The 21769-nt window shown below is 67.2% G+C and carries 19 protein-coding genes; 4 read left to right on the forward strand and 15 right to left on the reverse strand.

The window, feature by feature from the left end:
* Positions 1-72: 72 nt before the first annotated feature.
* The 8 genes from MHN80_RS14540 to MHN80_RS14575 form a co-directional block, all read right to left on the reverse strand.
* Positions 73-1719, reverse strand: a complete 1647-nt coding sequence (locus MHN80_RS14540) for an acyl-CoA synthetase (RefSeq protein ID WP_239402417.1) — start codon at positions 1717-1719, stop codon at positions 73-75.
* 392 nt (positions 1720-2111) lie between these two features.
* Positions 2112-3803 carry an HNH endonuclease signature motif containing protein gene (locus tag MHN80_RS14545; RefSeq protein WP_239402418.1) on the reverse strand — a complete coding sequence of 564 codons (1692 nt, stop codon included), beginning with the start codon at positions 3801-3803 and terminating at the stop codon, positions 2112-2114.
* A 565-nt stretch (positions 3804-4368) separates the two neighbouring features.
* Positions 4369-5703: an NtaA/DmoA family FMN-dependent monooxygenase gene (locus tag MHN80_RS14550; protein WP_239402419.1), complete on the reverse strand. Its 1335-nt coding sequence runs from the start codon at positions 5701-5703 to the stop codon at positions 4369-4371.
* Between the two features lie 88 nt (positions 5704-5791).
* A complete protein-coding gene (locus MHN80_RS14555; RefSeq protein WP_239402420.1) occupies positions 5792-6565 on the reverse strand; it encodes an ABC transporter ATP-binding protein in 774 nt (257 codons plus the stop codon).
* Positions 6562-7398, reverse strand: coding sequence for an ABC transporter ATP-binding protein (locus tag MHN80_RS14560; RefSeq protein WP_239402421.1), 837 nt, complete (start codon positions 7396-7398; stop codon positions 6562-6564). Before MHN80_RS14560 ends, MHN80_RS14555 begins: the two co-directional genes overlap by 4 nt.
* On the reverse strand, positions 7395-9014 hold the full coding sequence (locus MHN80_RS14565) for an ABC transporter substrate-binding protein (RefSeq protein WP_239402422.1): 1620 nt from the start codon (positions 9012-9014) through the stop codon (positions 7395-7397). Before MHN80_RS14565 ends, MHN80_RS14560 begins: the two co-directional genes overlap by 4 nt.
* A 63-nt stretch (positions 9015-9077) precedes the next feature.
* The gene (locus MHN80_RS14570; RefSeq protein ID WP_239402423.1) at positions 9078-9980 is read right to left on the reverse strand and encodes an ABC transporter permease; all 903 of its coding nucleotides are present in this window, start codon (positions 9978-9980) and stop codon (positions 9078-9080) included.
* Between the two features lies 1 nt (position 9981).
* The gene (locus MHN80_RS14575; RefSeq protein ID WP_239402424.1) at positions 9982-11124 is read right to left on the reverse strand and encodes an ABC transporter permease; all 1143 of its coding nucleotides are present in this window, start codon (positions 11122-11124) and stop codon (positions 9982-9984) included.
* Positions 11125-11399: 275 nt separating this feature from the next.
* On the opposite strand from MHN80_RS14575, the gene MHN80_RS14580 reads away from it, so the two are divergent.
* The 3 genes from MHN80_RS14580 (at position 11400) to MHN80_RS14590 (ending at position 13361) form a co-directional block, all read left to right on the forward strand.
* On the forward strand, positions 11400-12257 hold the full coding sequence (locus MHN80_RS14580) for a GntR family transcriptional regulator (protein ID WP_239402425.1): 858 nt from the start codon (positions 11400-11402) through the stop codon (positions 12255-12257).
* 82 nt (positions 12258-12339) lie between these two features.
* Positions 12340-12858 (forward strand): NADPH-dependent FMN reductase, encoded by a 519-nt coding sequence (locus MHN80_RS14585; RefSeq protein WP_239402426.1) that lies wholly within the window; start codon positions 12340-12342, stop codon positions 12856-12858.
* Complete coding sequence (locus tag MHN80_RS14590) at positions 12855-13361, forward strand: flavin reductase family protein (RefSeq protein ID WP_239402427.1); 507 nt, start codon at positions 12855-12857, stop codon at positions 13359-13361. Before MHN80_RS14585 ends, MHN80_RS14590 begins: the two co-directional genes overlap by 4 nt.
* A 21-nt stretch (positions 13362-13382) precedes the next feature.
* Here the strand turns inward: MHN80_RS14590 and MHN80_RS14595 are convergent, their stop codons facing one another.
* From MHN80_RS14595 to MHN80_RS14610, 4 genes are all read right to left on the reverse strand, one after another.
* On the reverse strand, positions 13383-14594 hold the full coding sequence (locus tag MHN80_RS14595; protein ID WP_239402428.1) for a cupin domain-containing protein: 1212 nt from the start codon (positions 14592-14594) through the stop codon (positions 13383-13385).
* Positions 14595-14730: 136 nt separating this feature from the next.
* Positions 14731-15093 (reverse strand): UBP-type zinc finger domain-containing protein, encoded by a 363-nt coding sequence (locus MHN80_RS14600; protein WP_239402429.1) that lies wholly within the window; start codon positions 15091-15093, stop codon positions 14731-14733.
* Between the two features lie 94 nt (positions 15094-15187).
* Positions 15188-16009, reverse strand: coding sequence for an alpha/beta fold hydrolase (locus MHN80_RS14605; protein ID WP_239402430.1), 822 nt, complete (start codon positions 16007-16009; stop codon positions 15188-15190).
* Positions 16010-16127: 118 nt separating this feature from the next.
* Positions 16128-18020, reverse strand: a complete 1893-nt coding sequence (locus tag MHN80_RS14610; RefSeq protein ID WP_239402431.1) for a GAF domain-containing protein — start codon at positions 18018-18020, stop codon at positions 16128-16130.
* Between the two features lie 10 nt (positions 18021-18030).
* Here MHN80_RS14610 and MHN80_RS14615 point away from each other — a divergent pair, with 10 nt between their 5' ends.
* Positions 18031-18408, forward strand: coding sequence for a response regulator transcription factor (locus tag MHN80_RS14615; protein WP_239402432.1), 378 nt, complete (start codon positions 18031-18033; stop codon positions 18406-18408).
* 19 nt (positions 18409-18427) lie between these two features.
* On the opposite strand, the gene MHN80_RS14620 is transcribed toward MHN80_RS14615, so the two are convergent.
* From MHN80_RS14620 to MHN80_RS14630, 3 genes are all read right to left on the reverse strand, one after another.
* Positions 18428-19081 carry a response regulator transcription factor gene (locus MHN80_RS14620; protein ID WP_239402433.1) on the reverse strand — a complete coding sequence of 218 codons (654 nt, stop codon included), beginning with the start codon at positions 19079-19081 and terminating at the stop codon, positions 18428-18430.
* Positions 19082-19287: 206 nt separating this feature from the next.
* Positions 19288-20520 (reverse strand): 3,4-dihydroxy-2-butanone-4-phosphate synthase, encoded by a 1233-nt coding sequence (gene ribB, locus MHN80_RS14625; protein ID WP_239402434.1) that lies wholly within the window; start codon positions 20518-20520, stop codon positions 19288-19290.
* 168 nt (positions 20521-20688) lie between these two features.
* Positions 20689-21765, reverse strand: a complete 1077-nt coding sequence (locus tag MHN80_RS14630; RefSeq protein ID WP_239402435.1) for an acyl-CoA dehydrogenase family protein — start codon at positions 21763-21765, stop codon at positions 20689-20691.
* Positions 21766-21769 lie beyond the last annotated feature (4 nt).

Here is a 21769-nt window from a genome sequence, read left to right on the forward strand (position 1 = left end):
CCTGAGGTGTGAGGAGCGCAAGCGGTCACACCTCTGCTCCCTGAGGAGCGAGCTTGCGAGCGTCACGAAGGGTCAGAGCGGCCCGGTGGGAAGGTGACGGCGGACCAGCTTGCCGGTGGGGTTGCGCGGCAGCTCGTCGATGAAGACGATGTCGCGCGGCACCTTGTACCGGGCCAGGTGACCCTTGACGTGGGCCTTGATGTCCTCGGGCGTCGGGTTGGCGTGTTCGGCGACGACGATAAAGGCGCGCAGGCGTTTTCCGTACTCGTCGTCGTCGACACCGATGACCGCGACATCGTCGATGTCGGGATGGCGGCCGAGGAGGTTCTCGACCTCGAGCGGGTAGACGTTCTCGCCGCCGGACACGATCATGTCATCGTCGCGGCCGTCGATGTGGAGGAGGCCGTGCTCGTCGAACCGGGCCATGTCGCCGGTGGACATGTAACCGTCGATGATCTCCTTGTTGCGTCCGTCGGTGTACCCCTCGAACGGGGCGCCGTTGCGCACGAACAACCTTCCGCGCACGTTGGTTCCGGAGATCCGCTTGCCGTCGTCGTCGAATAGTGCCAACCGGCTGGTGACCGGCGCGCGACCCACCGTGCCCGGCGCCAGGCGGAGCTCCTTCGGTTGCGCGACCGTCGCGATCGCCACCTCGGTCGAGCCGTACAGGTTGTAGAGCACGTCGCCGAAGGTGTCCTGCACTGCTTCCGAAAGTGTCGGCGACAGTGCGGAACCCGCGAGCACGATGATCTTCAGCGAGGACAGATCGTATTTGCCGATGACGTCGGGGCCGAGTGCGACCATGCGATGCAACATGGTCGGGACCGCGACCAGGACTTCCGCCCTGTGCTCGGAGATGGCGGCGAGGGTCTTCTCGGCGTCGAACCGGCGCATCACCACCGTCTTGTTGCCGAGCGCGGTCCCCACACCCCACAGCGCGAAGCCGGTCGAGTGGAAGATCGGCGACACGATCACCATGGAACTGCGTTGCGGAATCGGGATACGGTCCAGGAGAAGAGCACTGGCGAACGGTGACATCTTCGACCGCTGAGCACCCTTCGGCAGGCCGGTGGTACCGCTGGTGAGGATGACCAGCCCGCCCCACTCGGCCGGTTCGGGCGGGGTGGACGTGTCGCCTCCGGAGACGATGTCGTCGAGGGTCCGGACGGCGTCGCCGATCGGGCGGTTGCCGTCGATCCAGGTGACGATGCGCAGGGTGTCGGCGGGCAGGGAGTCGGCGAGGTCGGTGAACTCCTCGTCGTAGAGCATCGCGACGATCTTCTCGCGTTCAGCGACCTCGGCGAACTGGGTCTTGCCGAAGCCGGTGTTCATCATCGCCAGGCGGAACCCGGCCTTGCCCGCCGCGCTCATGGTGGTCAACAGGCCACGATGGTCCCGCGCGATGACACCGATGACCGCTCCGGGCTTGATCCCCGACGACAGCAGGTGGTTCGCGAGCGCGTTGGCGTGTGCGTTCAGTTCACCGAAGGTGAGCTCGCCGTGTTCGTCGGCGACGGCGCCGGCCTCGGGATACTCATCGGCACCGTGCGCGACCGCCGCGGCGCACGGGCCGATGATCTTGGCTCGCTTGACCGTGGTCAGCAGCTCTTTGGGTTTGGTCGGATCCACCAGACCCGACCGCCTCAGGACCTTGAACGCGCCGAACGCGTCCTGCGCCGATTCGACCACCGTGCCGACTGCACCGGTCACCGAGACCATGTCCACCCCACCTTTCGCGGCTGCGCCGCGTTGTCACTCACTTCGGGTCGGCTGCGCGCTCGACGCAGCTCCGATCATTTTCGTCACCAGCCGCGATACATGTGCAGGATATGGGCGACGCCGCCGAGCGATGTCCGTTTCTCCCACATCGGTTGTCGCGCCGCACTGTTCACCGCATCTCGCACACGGGTCGCCGCTCACGCCCCTGATGCGGGGTCGGCCGAACGGCGAACTCGTGGCGACAGGCTACCAAGTCTGACAACCCGCGTCATCAGATCGGGGTCTTCGGACGATTTCCAGAACCATCGGTGTCACGTGCGCAGCCATGACCACGCACGGACGGACGGCACCCGGCCGGCTTTCCCGTGTCGAAGCCCTCACTCCCTCTCGGGTCAGTAGGGCGGTGGGTCGAGGCGGTCGAGTTCTTCGCGGGCTCGCTTGTTGCGGGCGCGTTCTTGTCGCCGACGGGCCAGTTTGGCGTCCAGTCGGCTGTTCGTGCGCTCCGGGTTGTCGGAGGCGATGACGCGTGGGGTGGGTGGGGCTTGGACGGCTTGTTCGAATCGGATACGCCGTAGGTTGGGGAAGGTGTCTTCGAGCGTTTCGGCGTCCCCGGGCAGGGTGACCCCTTCGGGGGTCTCGTATTCGGTGACCAGGCGTCCGTCGTCGTCGCGGTACTGAACGTCGACCCAGTCCCCGTGGGTCTTCAAGAGGTGACTGGGGCGGCATTTGGTGTTGAGGTTCTCACTCGACGTCGCCCCACCGCGGGCGGGGTCGGTGTGGTCGTATTCGGTGACGTGGTCGAGATCGCAGGCGAACGCTGAACGGGTGCAGCCGGGTTCGGTGCAGTAGCCGTCCCGCACTCGCACGAAGTCGGCGCACGACGTGGTCGGCCGGTATCCGTTGCCGGGGTGCGTTGCCGGATAGACCACCGAGACACTCGCGGTGGTCTCGACGGGCCGATCGGGTTCGGCTGCGTCCGTTCCGTTTTCGCCGTGTACACCGGTCGTGGCGTCGTCGGCACGGGTGTCCTCGGCTGGTGCCGGGCGCTGGGCGGTCCGCCGCTGGTCATCGTCATTGATGCTGGGGGCCACGTAGGTGGGTTGGGTGCGGGCGGGGGTGACCGGGGTGAGGGTGGCGTCGGGGCGGGCAGCGAGGTCACGGACATGCTCATCGCTGATGATGCCGTGCTCGTCGAGAAACCCCACCCCGGGCGCCCCGGCCAGGGTCGCAGCATCGGTGACCACATGAATCACGACCTCGGCGCGGATCGCGTCGAGGACACTCTGCGGGTCCGGAATGTCGGCGGTGCACGGCTGTTCATCGTCGCACTGGCACTCGAATGCCGTGCGGGTCAACAGAGCGAACATCGCATCAGATCGCCGTATCCCCTGGGTGCGGCCATCCCGCTTACAGACGGCATCAGCGAGGACGGCGACGGCTTTGGCCGAGATCCGGACATTCTCCGCCGACATCACCGCGGTGAGTTCGGCGGTGCCGTCGGGCAGTTCGTGGGTCCACACCCCACGCTGATCCATGGCGTCTTTGCGTCGTTGGCGTACCGCGTCGGGGTCGTGGCGGAAGACGAGGCGGTCGACCATGTCTCGTAGTCGCGCCCGGTCCCACACACCTTGGCGGCGGCGCACAGTATCGGCGATCTCGGCATCCAACGCGGGGGTGATGGGATCATCGGCGGGGATCAGCTCGGTGCGGGAGATGACCAACCGGATCTGCCACTGCGACAGGATCCCGTCACGCAGGGTGTCAGCAACCTCGGGGAGCCGGTCGCGTAGCGCGATGGCCTCGTCGATGAGGGTTTCGGCGTGGCGTCGCGACACCCCGGCTTGGCGGGCGATGCGGGCGGCGCAGTCGGCATGGCCGTCCATCACGAACCCCTGCGCGCTGGTGGTGATCAGGCGGTCGGTCATCGCCGCGATCGTCTGATAGCGGTGCCAGGCGAGGTAGGACTCGCCGCGTCGGGTGGCGTCGAGGCCGGCCATCAACATGACCATGTCGGTCTCGGCGGCTTGGGCAGGATCGACTCCGGCGATGTACTCGCCTGGTAGATCGGTCCACGCCTTCACCACGCCCCCCGACGCCTCTTCTGTCACCCTCTGCGAGCTGGGTGATCTGTCACCAACCAATGTAGACCCGACCACCGACAAGTCCGGATGAGTCACCACAGCGGGCGATGTCGTCGTAGACGAAACAGTTTCTGGGCGTAGCGGTATGGTGCCGTCCGGGTTGGCGGTGACTGAGTCCCTCTGGTCGCCAGGTGGTTTCGACACGGCGACTCGCCTAGCGGCTCGTTGCCGGCTCAACCAGCGGAGGGCGGGCGGCGGCTCGATCGGCGGGAGGGGGCGGTTCAAGCAGAGGGAGGGGGTGTGGTCGACAGGTGGCTTCGACTCGGCTCCTCGCTTCGCTCGGTGCCGGCTCAACCAGCAGTAGGGGTAGCGCCTCGATCAGCGGGAGGGAGCGGCTCAACCACCAGTAGGGGTGGCGCCTCGATCAGCGGGAGGGGGCGGCTCAACCAGCAGTAGGGGGTGGCGCCTCGATCAGCGGGAGGGGACCTGCTCAACCGGCAGAGGGGCGCGGGGCACGTCGGGCCGCCCGCGGAGCGGCCCGACGTGCTGCGTCCTCGGATCGGTCGACTCAGAAGGCGGTGAGGTTCTCCTTCAGGGTCGAACCGGTGTACTCCTCCCGGATGAGGCCGCGCCGGCGGAGTTCGGGTGCGAGACCGTCGGAGACCAGTGCCAGGTTCATGCGGGTCGTCGGCAGGTAGAACAGGAATCCGTCACCGCCCGCCTCCTCCATGATCTCCCCCATCTTCGCCGCGACCGTCGCCGGCGATCCGATGAGGCCCATGTCCTTGACCTGGAAGCTCTTCGACACCACCTCACGCAGGGTCTTGTCCTCGTGGCCGTCGAAGAGACCGGCGATGGAGGTGAATTCGCCGTTCTGCCGCGACAGGTCGATGTCGCCGACGAGGGTGTCCGGATGGATCGCGCCGAAGTCGATACGCCCACCCGAGGTGTACGACATGTTCCACAGGTTGTACTCGATTGCCTTGTCCGAGGAGCGGAACGCCTGTGCCGCCTCGTAGTTCGCCTGGGCCTCGGCATCCGTGGCGGCGATGGTCGGCGTGGCGATGAACAGGAACTTCACGTCGTCGGGATTGCGTCCCTCGGCGGCGATCCGCGCGCGCATGTCCGCGCGATAGGTCTTCGCCGCCGCGCCGTCCTTGACGATGGCGATCTGGGTGTCGTCGTATCGGGCGGCGAGGACCCGGCCCATCTCCGAACTGCCCGCGGAGCATATCGGGACGGTGCGTTGCGGCCCCGGAATCGTGTTGAGCGGTCCGCGGCACTTGAAGTACTTGCCCACGAACTCGATCGGGTTCACCTTGGTGTGGTCGGCATAGACACCCGCGACCGGATCGGCGATGACCGCGCCGTCCTCCCATGAATTCTGTAGCGCCTTGACGACGTCGATCCACTCCATCGCCATGTCGTAGCGTTCGTCGTGCTCGAGGTGCCGCTCGTAGCCGAAGTTCTGCGCCACCCGGTCGGTGACGCTGGTGACCACGTTCATCCCCACGCGACCCTCGGTGAGATGGTCGAGGGTGGTGAAGGCGCGGGCCGCGAGGAACGGCGGGTACTGGATCGTCGACACCGTGGGCACGATGCCGATGTGCTTGGTCGCCTGGGTCATCAGCGGAACGAGTGGCAGCGGATCGTTCTTCGGTGCCATGAACCCGCGACGCAACGACGTCTCGGCGGACTGGTTGTAGGAGTCCTCGACCATCGAGGTGTCCTCGATGAGGATGTAGTCGAATCCGGCGCGCTCGAGGCTTGTGGCCATGTCGACGTAGATCCCCGGCTTCATCCAGTCGGTGGCGTTGGTGCCGGTCCACGGACCGTCACCGTTCGTCGGACTCCACGGATGGATGCCGAAACCGTCGCCGAGGAACCAACCCATATGGAACATGATCAAACTCCTTGTTGTGAGGTGGTGCTGAATTCGTTGCGGCACAACCGTGTAGGGTCTGCGTGCCGATGATCCGAGACCGGTCGGGTCAGGCGACGGCTTCCATCGCCCGGTAGGCCCCGACCAGGGATTTGGTGTAACCGTTCGACGGCCGGTTCAGGATCGCCGAGGTCTCTCCTGATTCGACGACCTTGCCGCTGTTCATGACCAGCAGGTCGTCGGTGATGAAGGCGGTGGCGGGCAGCCCGTGCGAGATGAACACCAAACCGAGTGAGTGCGTCTGGACGTAGCGCTTCAGCAGATTGAGCACCACGGCCTGTGCCGACACGTCGAGTGCACTGACCGCCTCGTCGCACACCAGGATGTCGGGTTGCACGACGAGCGCCCGGGCTATCGACAACCGCTGCCGCTGACCTCCCGACAGCTGGTGGGGATACCTGTCGACGAGATCGGGGTCTATCCCGAGTTCGCCGACGATCGCCTCGACCGCGGCGTCGGCCGCCGTCGAGTCGAGCCCGCCGAGGATCTGGGCCGGGCGTCGGATGGCCTCACGAACCCGCCTGCGCGGATCGAACGTCGTGGTGGTGTCCTGGGCCACGAGTTGCACTTTGCGCCGGTACTCCAACCGGCCGGGACGCCGCTCGAGAAGCCGCGACAGGTCGCGGCCGTCGACGAGCACCTGACCCGACGTCGGCTGCGCCAGTCCGACGATCAGGGTGCCGAGAGTCGACTTCCCGGAGCCACTCTCGCCGACGATCCCGGTCGCCCTGCCGGCCTCGAGCGTGGTGGTCACGCCGCCCAACGCCGTCACCCCGCGGCCGTACCGCTTGTGCACATCGCACACCTCGATGATGGTGCTCATGCCGCGTCCTCCTCGACCATCACCGTCTCCAACGTCGGAAGCGATTCGAGCTGAGCAGAACTCAGGGTCGGCATGCATTCCAGCAGGCCTCGGGTGTACGGATGGGTCGCATGGTCGAGGTCGCGCGCCGCGATCGCCTCGACGATGTCGCCACCGCGCATCACCAACACCTTGTCGGCGAAGCGGCGCGCCAACGCGATGTCGTGCGTGATGAACACCAGCGAGGCACCGCTGTCGAGGGTCAGCCCGGTCATCAGTTCCATCACCGAGACCGCGAGCGAGGCGTCGAGCGCACTCGTCGGCTCGTCGGCGATGAGCAGCTCGGGTTCGGACGCGAGGGCGATCGCCATCATCACGCGCTGCCGCATGCCACCGGACAGCTGCCCCGGCAACGCCGACAGCACGCGTCGCGGGTCGACGATCCCGACCTGCGCCAGCCGTTCCGCCGCGACCGCGGCGCGAGCCGAGCGCGACTTGTACTGCGACCTCGGCAGAATCGCCGTCAGCTGACTACCGACCGACCAGATCGGGTCGAGCGAACTCATCGCGTCCTGGAAGATCATCGAGATGCCCTGTCTACGACGAGGAATGCGTCGCGGCGTCTCGTCGAGCAGTGCGCGCCCCGACAACGAGAGCGTTGTCGCCGACACCTCGCCCACACCCGGCGGGATGAACCCGCCGAGGGCGTTGGCAATGCTCGACTTGCCCGAGCCCGATTCGCCGACGATGGCCACGCGCTCGGCCGTGCCGACGGTGAACGACGCGGGATGAACTCTCTCCACCCCGCCGTACCGAATGGTCAGGTCGACGACGTCCAGCACCGGCGCGGTCATGGCTGCAACTCCGAGTAGTCGATCACGCTGTCGGTGCGGAACGCGTAACCTTCGACGCCGTTGGCGAATGCGTTCAGCGGTTGCACGTATCCGATGTAGACGGTGGGCATCTGATCCTGTAGGACGCGTTCGGCCTCATTCCATTTGGCCCATGCAGGCGCACCGAGCGGATCGCCGGCCGCGTTGCCCTCGGCCACTGCGGTGTTCATCGGTGCGTAGTCGAAGTCCGGCCAGTTGATCGGCGACCCCGGAGTGTAGAACAGGGACAAGACGTACGGCGGCGACTGGACGACAGCGTAGTCGCGGCCCATCGACGCCTGGAAGGACTTGTTGGCGAGACCTTCCTGGAACACCGCCGAATTGACCTCGTTGATCGTGATGTCGAAGCCGGCGGCGCGGGCTGCCGTCTGGATCTGGACGGCGGCTTCCTTCAGATCCGGCACCGCGTTGTTGACAGTGAGCTCGAAGGCCACCGGGGTCGTGATCCCGGCGTCACGCAGAATCTGCTGTGCCCGTTGCGGATCGGTGGTGTTGCTCCGCAACCCGGAATCGTTGTAGTCCGGCAGGGTGTCGTTCAGGATCGACGAGATCGGCCCCAGCCGGCCCTTGTACACGTCTTTCATGATCGCGTCGTAGGGAACCGCATACGAGAACGCACGGCGGACGTCGACGTTGTCGAACGGAGCCATGGAGGTGGTCAGCGGAACGTAGACGTAGGCATTGCTCGGGACCGTGAAGATCTGTGCCGCGTTCGCGTCACGGAGCGCGACCTGGTCTGCCGGCCGCAGTTGCGTCGCGATCGACGCATCCCCACTGCGGACGAGGTTGGATCGCTGGCCGGCATCGGCGACGACGCGCTGGACGACTCGTTTGACGCCGGGCTCGCCGAGAGCGTATCCCGGGTTGGCCTCGTAGACCATCTGCTGGCCCGGTGTGTAACTGACCAGCTTGTACGCGCCGAAGCCGAAGTCGGCGTTGGTCTTCGAGTACTCGACGCCATACGGGTCCTCGGGCGTGGCGTTTGCCTCGAGGACGTCGGAGTCGTAGATGCTGTACGGCGCATTGGACAGCAGCGACAACAACGTGAAGCCGTACGACGGGTCGTCGATGGAGATCGTCACCGTGGCCTCGTCGACCTTCCGCACCTGATCCGGCGAGGTGATGACCGGCGCGCTGACGAACCCGACGATGCTGGTCTCCACCTCGAACTTGCGCTTCATCGAGAAGATCACGTCGTCGGCGTCGAGGGTGTTGCCCGCGGCGCTCTGTGCGTCGGTGTTCAGGTGGAATGTGTAGACCCGGCCGTCGGGGCTGACGTCGTAGCTGCGCGCGAGAACCGGCTCGAACTCGAACAGCTCCTGATGCGCGGCGAGACCGTCGGACCCGGACACGTAGGGGTTACGGATGAGCGTGGCGCCGGTGTTGAGGAAGAACTCCGCGGACTCGTATCCCGTCGCGCTCGTCTCGTAGCTGAAGCTCGGCGGTTGCGCGGCGGTCACGATGACCACGCCGCCCTCCGCGGAGTCCGACGACGAGCCGCCACCGCACGCGCTGATCGTCAACGCCGTGGCGACGGCGAGCGCGGTACCGCTCACCAGGGTGGATAGACGTCTCATGGGAATCGGGTACTCCATTTCTGACTGGGGTAGAGAGGTTTCTGATCTGATCCGGGATGTCGGTCACGTACGCCGGCGTCGCGACACGAAACTGGTCACCTTCGCTGCCGCCCACACCGAGAACGCCAGTGCGAGAACGGGGAACAGCGCAGGCCACCATCGGCCGACGGCGGCGTCGGCGGCACCGTCGGCGAGCATGTTTCCCCACTCGGCGGCGGGGACCGGGATTCCGACGCCGAGGAAGCCGAGGCCGGCGCAGAAGATGATCGCCATCCCGAAGATCGCCGAGGCGTTCTCGAGCACGGGCGCGCAGGCGTTGGGGATGACGTGCCGCACGAGGATGCGCGACTCGGACTCACCGCTCATCCGCGCGGCGGTGACGAATCCATCTGAGCGAGTGCGCAACACCTCGGATCGCATCAACCGGCCCTGGAACGGCATCATCACCAACGCGAGTGCCAACGCGATCACGACCGAGTTGCGCCCGAAGAAGGACACGATCACCAGGCCGCCGATCATCACCGGCATCGCCTGCACCAGGTCGATGGTGCGGCCGAGCGTCGCGGCGAGAACTCCGAGTACTCCCCCGCGCGAGCCGTACATCCCGGCGAGGGTCCCGATCGCGATCCCGACCCCGGTCGCGAGTGCGGTGACGCCGACCGCGATCAGCACGTCCAGTCGGAACGCGGTCAGGGTTCGCGACAGAACGTCGAAACCGTTGGAATCCGTACCGAACCAGTGTTCCGCCGACGGCGCCGTCGAGGGCGTGCCGACGACCATCGTCGCCGACTGCGGCGCGAGCATCGGACCGAAGAGGGCCAGCAGCAACACGATTGCGAACGGGATGAGCGGTGCGTACTCGCGGAGTCGGGTGACCCCGCGCCCGGCCGTCCGGCTGGTCGGTGGGGTCACCACGCCACCCGTGGCGGGTTCGGTCGCGGTGTCGGCGAGGGGTGCCATGACCATGTCAGATCTCCTGATCTCGAGAGTCCCGGCGGCGGGAGTCGAGGAGGCCGGTGGCCACCTCGGTGAGGAAGTAGACGATCAGGCACAGGGCCGCGATGACCACCAGGAAGGACCTGAGGGCGTAGACGTCGGACGCACGCACCGCGTCGACGGCGTACTGCCCGAGTCCACCGAGTCCGAAGAGGGATTCGAGGACCACCGCGCCGCCGAGCAACAGGCCGAAGATCATGCCGAGCATCGCAACCGCGGACGGAAGGGCGCGCCGATAGATGCTGAGGATCACCACACGCCGAGGTGCACCCGATGCGATCCGGAAACGGGTTGCGGCGTCGTCGATCTCGGTGTCCAGACCCAGAACGAGGGACTTGAGCAGGATGGCCGAGTGCGAGACCACCATGACGGCCACCGGGAGGATGAGATGGGAGGCATACGAGTTGGCGGCCGCGGTGTCACCGGCGATCAGTGCGTCGAGGACCGGGAAGCCGGTCACCTCCGCCGGGGGCATGAGGATCGGGTCGAGTCGCCCGGACGGAGCCGGGACCCAGGCCAGGGTCGCGAAGAACACGAACAGGAAGAGGATGCCGACCACATACTCGGGAATCGCGCCGGCCGAACTCGCATAGGAGCGGAGCACTCTGGCGAACCGGTGGGTCGGATTCGTCACGATCACATACGACATCGGCAGGCTGATCAGGCAGGCGAAGAACAGACCCGTGCCGATCAGCTCGAGCGTTGCGGGTACCCGGGTGGCCATGTCCTCGGCAACCGGCCGCCCGGTCGCGATCGAACTGCCGAGGTCCAGACTGAAAAACGACGACAGATACGACCCGAACTGGGAGACGAGAGAACCGTTGAGCCCGTACTCCTCTCGTGCCGACTCGAGGGCGGCTCCGGTGAGTCGCCCGCCGGACGCCGAGACCAATGGGTCGCCGGGGATCAGCTGCACGAGGAAGAACGCCGCCACCACGAAGATGAGGAAGTTGACGATCGCCCGGGAGGCGGCGCGGCCGATCCAGGCGAACTCGGCGAGTCTGGCCGTGACGGCATGGCCCCGCGACGCCGGTGGTCCGGTGGTCCCGGAGCTGCCGTCGACGGTTGTTGTCAATGCGAGTCGTGTGTCGACCCTGCTTGTTTGGATGGTCACCCGATCCCTCCCACTGGAGCTCGATCTGTTGGTTCCAGATCTTGTGGGTGGTTTGTTTCCAAACCCGCGTCGCGGCGTGACTGATCAATTGCGCGGGTTCACATTCGCCGGACCACGAGCGTCGTCGCAGGTCACACGGTCAGGCGGCGGGACGCTCGTCGATTTCGCGCCGATTGTGACGCCCGCTACTTACAGATGCGAGTGTCGAGAAACCTCCTAGACTCACTGGTCATCGGCTTCGCTTACCCGCTGACACAGATCGAAGGTGACCCGTCATGACCTCACCGCCATCCCACCATCCGCGCTCGCGCGGCGGGTCCGCTCGTGGACGACAGGTCTCGTCGCGACGCGTGCGCGACCTCGTGCTGGCCTCCATCCGGAACGGGACGATCGACATCGATGCGCAGCTCGTCGAGGAAGACCTGATGGTCATGTTCAACTCGAGCCGGGGATCGGTCCGCGCCGCACTGAACGACCTCAGCGAGGCCGGCGTCGTGATCAGGCGACCACGCGTCGGCACGCGGGTGAGCAGGCGTGACCTCGGGGTGGCCCTGGCCGACATCTCCGACACCGGCGGCGAGCAGGTCGAGATCCAGGTGACCGACCAGTGCATCGTGCCCACGTTCCCGCTCATCAGGTCGCGGCTCGGGATCGACGACGACGTCGTCCGCCTCGTCGAGAACTCCTTCATCGCCCGCGGCGAGATCATCGGGATGCGCAGTGCGTACTTCTCCCCACGGTTCAGCGCCGATCCCAACCTGCTTGGCGGTAAACCGATCTCGATGGCTCGCACCCTCGCCGAGTTCTTCGGTGTCGCGCCCGGAGGTGCGACGGTGTCGATCGGGGCCGAGAACGCCGACGAGCGCACGGCCCGACTCCTCGATGTCCGGCCGGGAGAGACCCTGCTGTCGCGGGAGATCCTCTACTCCACGGCCGACGGCGCGCCGCTGGAGATCGTGTTCGATCGTTTCCGTGCCGACCGGATCCGGTTCGAGTCGTACATCCACACCACCGATGTGACCTGGTGTCCCGCCCCGGATTCGACTCCGCCGGCACAGGAATCGTCCACCGGCACCTCGATCGCGCAGCATCCGGCGGGCTCGCCACCCGGTCCGATCGCGCAATCTGGGTGAAATGATCGGTTGACGGTCCGGCAATCTCCCCCGAGCACGCTGCACTCGAACGCAATTCACGCGACATTCGAAGGGGAGCATCGTGATCGTTTCCGTGGTGGCAGGTAATCCGAAACCTGCATCCAGGACCTTGGCCGCCGCCGAACTGCTGGCGTCGACACTGACCGGGAAGGCCCCCGATCATGTGATCGACGTGGTGAACCTGGGTGCCGGACTGCTGAGTTGGGGCGATGCATCGGTGTCGCAGGCCGTCGAGACGGTCGCCGGGAGTGACCTGGTGGTGTTCGCCTCCCCGACTTTCAAGGCGACCTACACCGGGTTGCTCAAGCTGTTCCTCGACCAGTTCTCCACCGGTGACGGGCTCCAGGACGTCACGGCGATCCCGTTGATGCTGGGCGCGGGACCCGCCCATTACCTGGCTCCGGAACTCCTGCTCAAGCCGGTCCTCGTCGAGTTGGGTGCGATCGTGCCGGCAGCGGGGCTCTACGTCGTGGACAAGCTGCACGACGACGCCGATGCCTTCACGCCCTGGATCGATCGATGGGGTTCGGTCGTGCTGTCGTCGGCGAACAACACCCCGGTCGCGGCGGGCGACCGATGAGCACCACCGTCACCCCCGCCGGCGAACTACAGCCCGCCGATCTGCGAACGGCGTTCGGTGCGTTCCCCACTGGAGTCGTCGCACTCGCCGCCGTCGCCGACTCGACGCCGACGGTCCTCGTCGCGTCGTCGTTCGCGGTGGGTGTGTCCCAGGACCCACCACTGGTCATGTTCGCCGTCCAGCAGACCTCCACCACCTGGCCCATCCTTCGCGACCTGCCCGCTCTGGGCGTCTCCGTGCTGGGCGAGACCCACACCGACGTGATCCGGCAACTGTCCGCCAAGGACAGGGCACAGCGCTTCGCCGGCGTCGCCACCACCGTGTTGCCCAGCGGTGCACTGCTTCTCGACGACGCGCCGGTTCACTTCGAGTGCGCGGTCGAGGGCTCACACGTCGCGGGTGACCACGACATCGTCGTCCTGCGCGTCACCGGCCTGGCCAACGATCACTCGAAGCAACCGATCGTGTTCCACCGGTCCGCGTTCGCGCGGTTGAGTGCGTGAGGCGCGGGCGGGGCGAAAGCGCTACTGCAGCGGCGTGATGCCCTGTGTGCCTTGTGGGAAGGTGGCCAGGGTGGCTTCGCCGATGTTGAGGTGCTGGGAGAGCAGCTTGGGCGGGACATGGCTGAGCCACTGGGCGAGAGAGACTTCCTCGTACTTGTCGGCCCGGAACACCTCGAGGAACTGCAGCACGTCGTCGCCGGTGTTCTCGACATAGTGGCCGTAGTTGCGGCGGACGACGCCGACGTCGCCGGGCCGGAAATCCGTGGTGTTGGCGTGGGGGCCGTTGTTGAACACCGTCATTCGTGCCGAGCCGCGAAGGTAGTACTGCCATTCGTCGGCGTTGGGATGCCAATGCAGCTCCCGCATCGAACCCGGTTCGATGGTGACCAGTGCGGCCGCGACGGTACTCGACAGCGGGAAGTTGGTGCTGTCGGCGATCTGGATGCTGCCGCCGCTGTTCTCGATCAGCGGCGTGGAACGCGACAACCGGAAGATCACCGGCTCGTCGGCACCCCACTCGACGCCGGCCGCGTCTTGGTCGGCGGCCAGCTCACCGGGTTCCTCACCCGGGAAGATCCACAGGTTGTGCAGCGGGATGTCGGCGAAGACCTCCTGTGCCACACCGAAGTTCTTGGCCAGAACCTCCGGCGGGGTGTGGGCGAACCACTCGGTCAGCAGCAGCGTGTTGCTCTCGGACTGGTCGCCGTCGTCGAACGCCAGCACGAACTCGGCGCCGTCGGGACCCAGCCCCTGCAGGGAGTGCGGGGTGCCGGCCGGGAAGAACCAGAGATCGCCTTCTTCGACGTCTTCAACGCTGGGCCGGCCGGATCGGCTGATGGTGGTCACCCGGCACCTGCCACGCGTCATCACCGCCCACTCCGCGGTCTGATGCCAGTGCAGCTCACGGATGCCGCCGGGCTCGAGGTACATGTTGACCCCGGCGATCTCGTCGGAGATCGCGAAGTCCTGCTTGGTCAGCTCGCGCGCCCAACCGCCGGCCTGGATGCGGCGCGAGGAGATGTTGAACGACGACCAGAAGAACGGTTGCGTGCTGACATCGGTTGCGGGCGGGTCGATCTGGTTGGGGAACTGACTGTCGATGGCCGGGTTGCGCGGCCCACGCATCTCCACGCTACGCGGATGTTCGACCGTGTTGATCCTGCCTTCCGGCGGCAGATCGGGGTTGCCCACGGTGGGGGTCTCGTGGCCGATGGCGGTCTCTGAAGTATTCATTGGTGTGCTCCGGTTGGTCTGGGCCGACGTGCGGCAGGTGAGGTCACCCGCGGGCACTCACATGCGAGGCGTTGGTTCGGTGGAGTCGTCTGCGAGAAAACGACATGGGCTGTTCGAAGCGCTGCGGTCGGCCGACTCAGCCGGAGTTGGCCTGGTTGAGCTGAGCGATCCAGTCGCCGGGAACCCGTTCGCGTGGGCCGGGCACGGTTTGGTCGCGAGGGTGTGCGGTCGGCTCGGTCAGTGCCGGTCCGGTGAACATCTCCTCGGTGGCGAAGTCGTAGAACCAGTCCTCGCCGGGTTCGTAGCTCTGGATGATCGCGTGCCCGGTGTGTGCGGCGTGACCGCTGGCGTGGCGGTTCAGCGACTCATCGCAGCAGCCGACGTGACCGCACTCGGCGCAGCGTCGTAGGTGAAACCACCACGATCCCGAGGCTTCGCAGTCAGCGCATCCGGGGCCGCTCGGCGGGATGGACGTGTTGATGGATTTGTCGATCGTCATCGGGAGAGTCCGTTCGTAGGCACCCCGGTCGGCCGGGTTTCGCGGGAAACCGGACCGGCGGGGCGAGGGGGACCCCGCCGGTCCGGAGCGTGGGTCACTCAGCGATGAACGCGAGAATGTCGGCGTCGAGAGCCTGCTGGTAGTCGCCGTAGATGCCGTGCGGGGCACCGGGGTACACCTTGAGCGTGCCGTTGCTCACCAGCTTGATCGCCTTGTCCGCAGCAGCCACGATCGGCACGATCTGATCGTCGTCACCCTGAGCGATCAGGATCGGGACGTCGAGGGCCTTGAGGTCCTCGGTCTGATCCGTTTCCGAGAATGCCTTGACGCAGTCATAGGCCGCGGAGAGGTTGACGAGCATGCCCTGGCGCCAGAAGTCGTCTTTCGCACCCTGAGACACCTGCGCGCCGTCACGGTTCGCCCCGTAGAAGGTCTCGGCGAGATCCTGGTAGAACTGCGACCGGTCGGTGAGCACACCCTTGCGGATGCCGTCGAAGACCTCGATCGGGGTGCCCTCCGGGTTGTCGGGGGTCTGCACCATCAGCGGCGGAACCGCTCCGGCGGTGATGATCTTCGCAACGCGGCCCTTGCCGTACTTCGCCGCGTACCGGACGACCTCCCCGCCGCCGGTCGAGTGGCCGATCAGGACCAGATCGTGCAGGTCGAGGGCGTCGACGAGCTCGGCGAGGTCCTTGGCGTAGGTGTCCATGTCGTTGCCGGAGCCGGTCTTCGACGAACGGCCGTGCCCCCGGCGGTCGTGCGCGATCGCCCGGTAGCCGGCATCGGCGAGCAGCTTCAGCTCGACCTGCCAGGCATCCGACGACAGCGGCCAGCCGTGGCTCAGCAGCACGGGCCGTCCGGTGCCCTGCTCGGTGTAGTAGATCTCGGTGCCATCGGTGGTGGTGATGTACGGCATGGTGTGTCCTCCTGGTCGGTGACTGTTGTCTGACCACAAGACTCGTCTGTGCCGGCGACGATGTCGTCGATGCTGACCACCATTTCGCCTGGACGCTGACCGGTGGGCTCACTACCGGCTAGCTGGTAGTGGACGCGGCCGCCGCTCCGGTCAGCGGTATCTCGGCGCGCACGGTGGTGCCGACGCCGGCCGGGCTGTCGACGCCGAAGGTGCCCTCGACCGCCTCGACCCGGTCACGAAGTCCGATGAGTCCAGAACCCCTGTCCGGCAACGCTCCTCCGACCCCATCGTCGGCGACCGACAGAACCAGCACGCCGTCCTCGACGTGTGCGGCGATGTCCACCCCGGACGCCTGGGCGTACTTCGCGGTGTTCGTCAACGATTCGGCCACCACGTAGTAGGCCGTGACCTCGACCGGTTCCGACAATCGCCCGCTCACCGAGATCTGTAGCGACACCGGTACCGGCGACCGGCGGGCCAGTGTCTTCAGGGCGGGCGCCAGACCGCCGCGAGACAGGATCGCCGGGTGGATACCGCGGGACAGTTCCTGCAGATCGGTGTGGATCTGCGACAGCGAGTCCACCGCCGTGTCGAGCTTGTCCCGGAGATCCGTCTGCTCGATCGGGATGGTGGCCTGCGCCGCACGCAGATCCATACCCAGGGACACGATGCGCTGCTGGGCGCCGTCGTGCAGGTCTCGCTCGATGGCGCGGCGCGCCTGGTCGGCCGCGGCGATGACACGTGCGCGCGAACGGTTCAGCGCGGCACGCGATTCGCTGTTGTAGACCGCTCTGGCCACCAGATCGGCGAAGTCGGACAACCGCAGCCGCAGGTCCGGTGGAGCCGACCGATGGGTCACACCGACGATGACCGCGCCCCAGGGGCTGTCGTCGACGGTGATCGGCACCCCGATCCCCGAGCTGATACCCCGACGTTTGAGCCGGTCCCCGATGGGCCCGGTCGCCCTCGAGTAGTCCAGCGTCGCCACCTCACCGGTCTCGAAGACCATGGTGGAGATGTTGCTGCCACCGAGCGGGATGCGCTCGCCCACAACGAGTCCGTCGAGTCCTGCGGCTGCCTCGTCATCGCGTGCGGAGAGAACCTCGCACTCGTCCTCGCCGGTGAAGTGCACCAGGGTGACGTGTTCGACGCCGAGTTCGTCGGCCAGCTCGTCGGTGACGGCGTGGAACACCTCGCTCAGATCGGCACGGCTGGCCACCAAGGTGGCCACGCGGCGCAGCGCCGCCTGCCTGCGGGCCATCGAGATGATCTGGTCGTACAGGACTTCGCGGTCACGGGCAGCGGCGAGCAGTGCCTCGAGGTTGGGCACCATCCGACGGATGCGGCGTCGATCGGCATCGGTGATGCCTGTGGGCACCATCAGTGAGCCGATGACGCGGTCATCATCGCGCAAGAGGATGCACTCCTGATGGACGCCGCAGTCGACGTCGGCGTCGCCGAGTATCGCTCCCGGCGGCGGCAACTCGAGCACCTCGGACAGGCGCGCGCTCGCCGCGGCCAGCGCCTCCGATGGGTCCGCCGCACGCAGCACCGTACGGGCCAGCGAGGCCGAGAGGTCGGCTTCCCGGCGGCGCTGGTCGGACTCCAGCGCCCGGAGCCGCGACTGGCCCACCAGCAGATTGGTGAGCAGCGCGAGGATGGAGAACACCACCACCGCGGGAGCGACGCTGCCGCTGCCCTCGAGCGCGTGGAACCACACGTAGGCAGCAGCACTGGCCACCGACGTCGCGAGCGCCAGCCAGAAGCCCCAACTGGCCGAGACGACCAGGACGCCGAACAGGAAGACTGCGCCGAACGCGTTCTCCGGCGAGAACTGCTTCAGCCAGTGCACCACCAGCGCCTCGCCCGCGATCAACACCGCGGCCGTGATCACACCCCATTTCAACGGCGGCGACGTGGGACGGAGTACGACCGCGGCGATGCGCTCCCACAATGGGGCGCGCTCGATGTTCCGGCTAGCGGGAATGACCCGCCCATCGATTTCTGACACGCTCGACAGTATGGAACCCCCACGCTTGCGCTGCCTCATCGTCGATGACAGCGCCGCCTTCCGCACCTCAGCCCGCGGGATGCTCGAAGCCGGCGGGATCACGGTGGTCGGAACCGCTTCGACCCTCGCCGAGGCGCTGCACGAGACCGCATCGACCCATCCCGACGTCGCACTCGTCGACATCGATCTCGGCGGCGAGAGCGGCTTCGACGTGGCCGAGGCACTGCACGCCTCGACCGGCGGGTCACCGCCCGCGGTGGTGCTCGTCTCCACCCATGACGAAGACGAGTTCGCCGACATGATCGACGCCAGTTCGGCTGTCGGCTTCGTGCCGAAGTTCGCGCTCTCCGCGGATCGCGTCCGGGCCGCGCTCGCCGAGACGAGCTGATCGCGGCGGAGCCGCTTCGTCAGGTGGTGGCGTCGAGGAACACGATGACGGCACGCACCCGGCGGTGATCGTCCGGCGTCTCCGACAGGTCCAGCTTGGTCAGGATGCTGCGGACGTGCTTCTCGACGGTGCCCTCGGTGATCCACAGCCGGCGCCCGATCCCCGCGTTCGACAACCCCTCGGCCATCAGCGTCAGCACCTCGCGCTCGCGCGCGCTCAGCGCCTCGAGCGGGTCGTCTCTGCGCCGCGCCGCGACGAGCTCGTGGACCAGTGCCGGATCCATTACCGACGCCCCGTTGGCGATCCGCTGCACGGTGTCGACGAAATCGTTAACATCGGTGACCCGGCTCTTCAACAGGTAGCCGATTCCCTTGCCGCCCTCCAGGAGTTCCAGGGCGTGCTCGACGTCGACATGCGCGGACAGCAACAGGATGCCGATCTCGGGATACTCGCGACGTATCCGCAGCGCGGCGTCGAGCCCCTCGGCGGTGTGCCCGGGCGGCATCCGGATGTCGACCACCGCGAGGTCGGGCCGGTGATCGGTGACGACCGCCAGGAGTTCCTCGGCGTCGCCGGCCTGCCCGACGACCTCCATCCCCGCGGTCGTCAGCAGACTCGCCACACCCTCCCTCAGCAGCACATCGTCGTCTGCGAGCGCAACACGTAGCGTCATCTCAGAGCGACGCGCTCTCGTTGCCGGTCCCCCGCGCGGGACCGGAGTTCAGCGGGCACGAACGAACCAACCTCATGGCGCACACCTCTCCACACGACGCGCAGCACCGAGCCGGCGCACTCGCCGTACTCTATCCAACGCCCGGCGTCGGCGGCGGCGCGTGGACCACCCGCTCGCACGATCGTGGTCGACGCGTTCCCGAGTCGCTAGGACACACTCCCCATGAGATGTCCCAACCGGTGCCGTTTGGCGTCCAGGTAGCGGACGTTCGCCGGCATCACGCCGACGACCAGCGGCACCCGGGCGGTGACCTCGACCCCGGCGGAGGTCAGTCCGCGGACCTTGTCGGGGTTGTTCGTCATCAGACGGGCACGCGTCACGCCGAGGTCGGTGAGAATGGCTGCCGCGGCGCCGTACTCGCGTGCGTCCACCGGCTCGTCGAGCTCGATGTTCGCCTCGACGGTGTCGAATCCCTGATCCTGCAGCCGGTATGCCGCCAGTTTCTTCAGGAGACCGATGCCCCGGCCCTCATGGCCGCGCAGGTACACCACCACGCCCCCGTCGCGGCTGACCCGCTCGAGCGCCGCGTCGAGCTGGGGCCCGCATTCGCAGCGCTGCGACGCGAACGACTCCCCGGTCAGGCATTCCGAGTGAACCCGGACCAGGACGGGGTCGTCGGCCGGACCCGTTCCGCTGATGCCATCGCTCACGAGGGCGATGTGTTCGGCACCGGTCTCGGTGTCGAGGTAGCCGATCGCGCGGAAGTCCCCGGTCGGAGTCGGTAGGACTGTCTCCGCGCCGCGACGGACTCGCGGCGCCGTTGTCCAGCGTCGCGCATCATGCACGCGTCGGTAATTGGTGAGTTCCTCGATGGTCAGCACCGGCAGTCCCATCCGCGAACCCATATCCGCCACTTGCGGATATCGCATCATCGAACCGTCGTCGGCCACGAGTTCGGCGATGACCCCGACGGGTGCGATGTCGGCGAGCGCACACAGATCGACCGCTGCCTCGGTGTGCCCGGGACGTTCGAGCACGCCCCCGGGGCGGGCCCGCAGGGGCAGGATGTGTCCGGGGCGGGTGAGATCGCGCGGCCCGGTCGACGCGGCGGCCAGCGTCCGCAGGGTCCGCGCGCGGTCGGCCGCCGAGATCCCCGTCGAGACACCCTGCGCCGCATCGACGCTCACCGCGTAGGCAGTGGTCTTCGGGTCTTCGTTGTTCGTCACCATCGGCGGCAGTTCGAGCATGTCCGCTCGCTCCGACGTCATCGGCGCGCACAACAGCCCGGAGGTGTTGCGCACCGTCCATGCGGTCCACTCGGTGGTGACGCGGTCGGCGGCCAGGATGACGTCACCCTCGTTCTCCCGGTCCGCCGCATCCGTCACCAGGACCGGCCGGCCGGCGCGCAGGGCATCGACCGCGTTCTCGATGGCGTTCATCAGATCTCCTCCACGTGTGGCGACTACTCCGGTCATTCGACATCGTCCTCGTGTCGATACGGAGACCCGCTCGTGGCAGACGGATTTCGCGGCTCGCCGCCGCGGCTTCCGCAGGTCAGCGAAGACGATCCCGATGATTGCGCCGCTCCGGGCCGACGCCGCGGCGCATCACACCGACGCCGCCCGGGCCCGTTCGATCATCGCGTGCGCGACGGTGTCGACGTGCACGGCGTGGTCCTGGAACAGCAGTTGATCGGTCTTGGCCCGCCGGAAGTGATGATGCAGCGGGTGCTCCCACGTGAACCCGATGCCGCCGTGGATCTGGATGGCCTCCTCGGCGGCGAACATCGCGGCGCGCCCGGCGAGCACCCGCGCCGACGCGGCCCGCTCGGCCAGATCGGCATCGTCGAAACGGTCGGCGTCCGCGACGTCGAGCACCGCCGCCTCGGCCAACTCGGTGGCCACCAACATGTCGACGAGGCGATGCTTGAGCGCCTGGAACGACCCGATGGTCCGGCCGAACTGTTGCCGCGTCTTCGCGTAGTCGACCGTCATCTCGAGGCACTGGCGGGCGATCCCCACCTGCTCGGCGGCCAGCGCGATCATCATCAGCGAGCGCGCCCGGCCCAGGCGTTTCGCGAGCTGCGGACCCGACACCCGGGCCGCTTCCGCGCCCGCGAACTCGACGCAGGCGAACTCCCGTGTGAGATCGAGGCTTTCGCGCACATCGCGGCGGACTCCGGCAGCGCCGCCCTCCACGACACCCAGCTCCACCCCCGATGCGCTGTGCGCCACGACCACCAGCACGTCGGCCGACGCGGCGTCGAGGACGACGTCCTGACGACCGTTCAGGAGGAGCGTGCCCCGCTCGGAGAGTTCGGCGTCGATCGACGAGGACACGACCGCGGAACCGCAGACGAGCGCCGCACGACGCTCACCGGTCACGATGGCCGGCAGGTGTGCTCGCCGGCCCTCGTCGTCGGCGGCGTGGAGCAGGGTGAGGCCGGCCATGATCACCGACGAGAGATAGGGCGAGGAACCGAGACGGCGACCGTGGGCGGTCATCACGACCGACGCGTCCTTCAACCCGTATCCGGCCCCGCCCAGGTCCTCGGGGAACGGGATCTCGGTCAGGCCGAGCTCCCGAATCGACGACCAGAGATCCTGTGCGGGAGCGTGATCCGACCACGCATCGGTGAGGGCAGCCTGTAGATCGCGCTGCTCCACGGTGAGTTCGATGGGCATGTGT

Origin of the sequence: Gordonia sp. McavH-238-E, from assembly GCF_022348225.1 — a bacterium.
Classification (GTDB): domain Bacteria; phylum Actinomycetota; class Actinomycetes; order Mycobacteriales; family Mycobacteriaceae; genus Gordonia; species Gordonia terrae.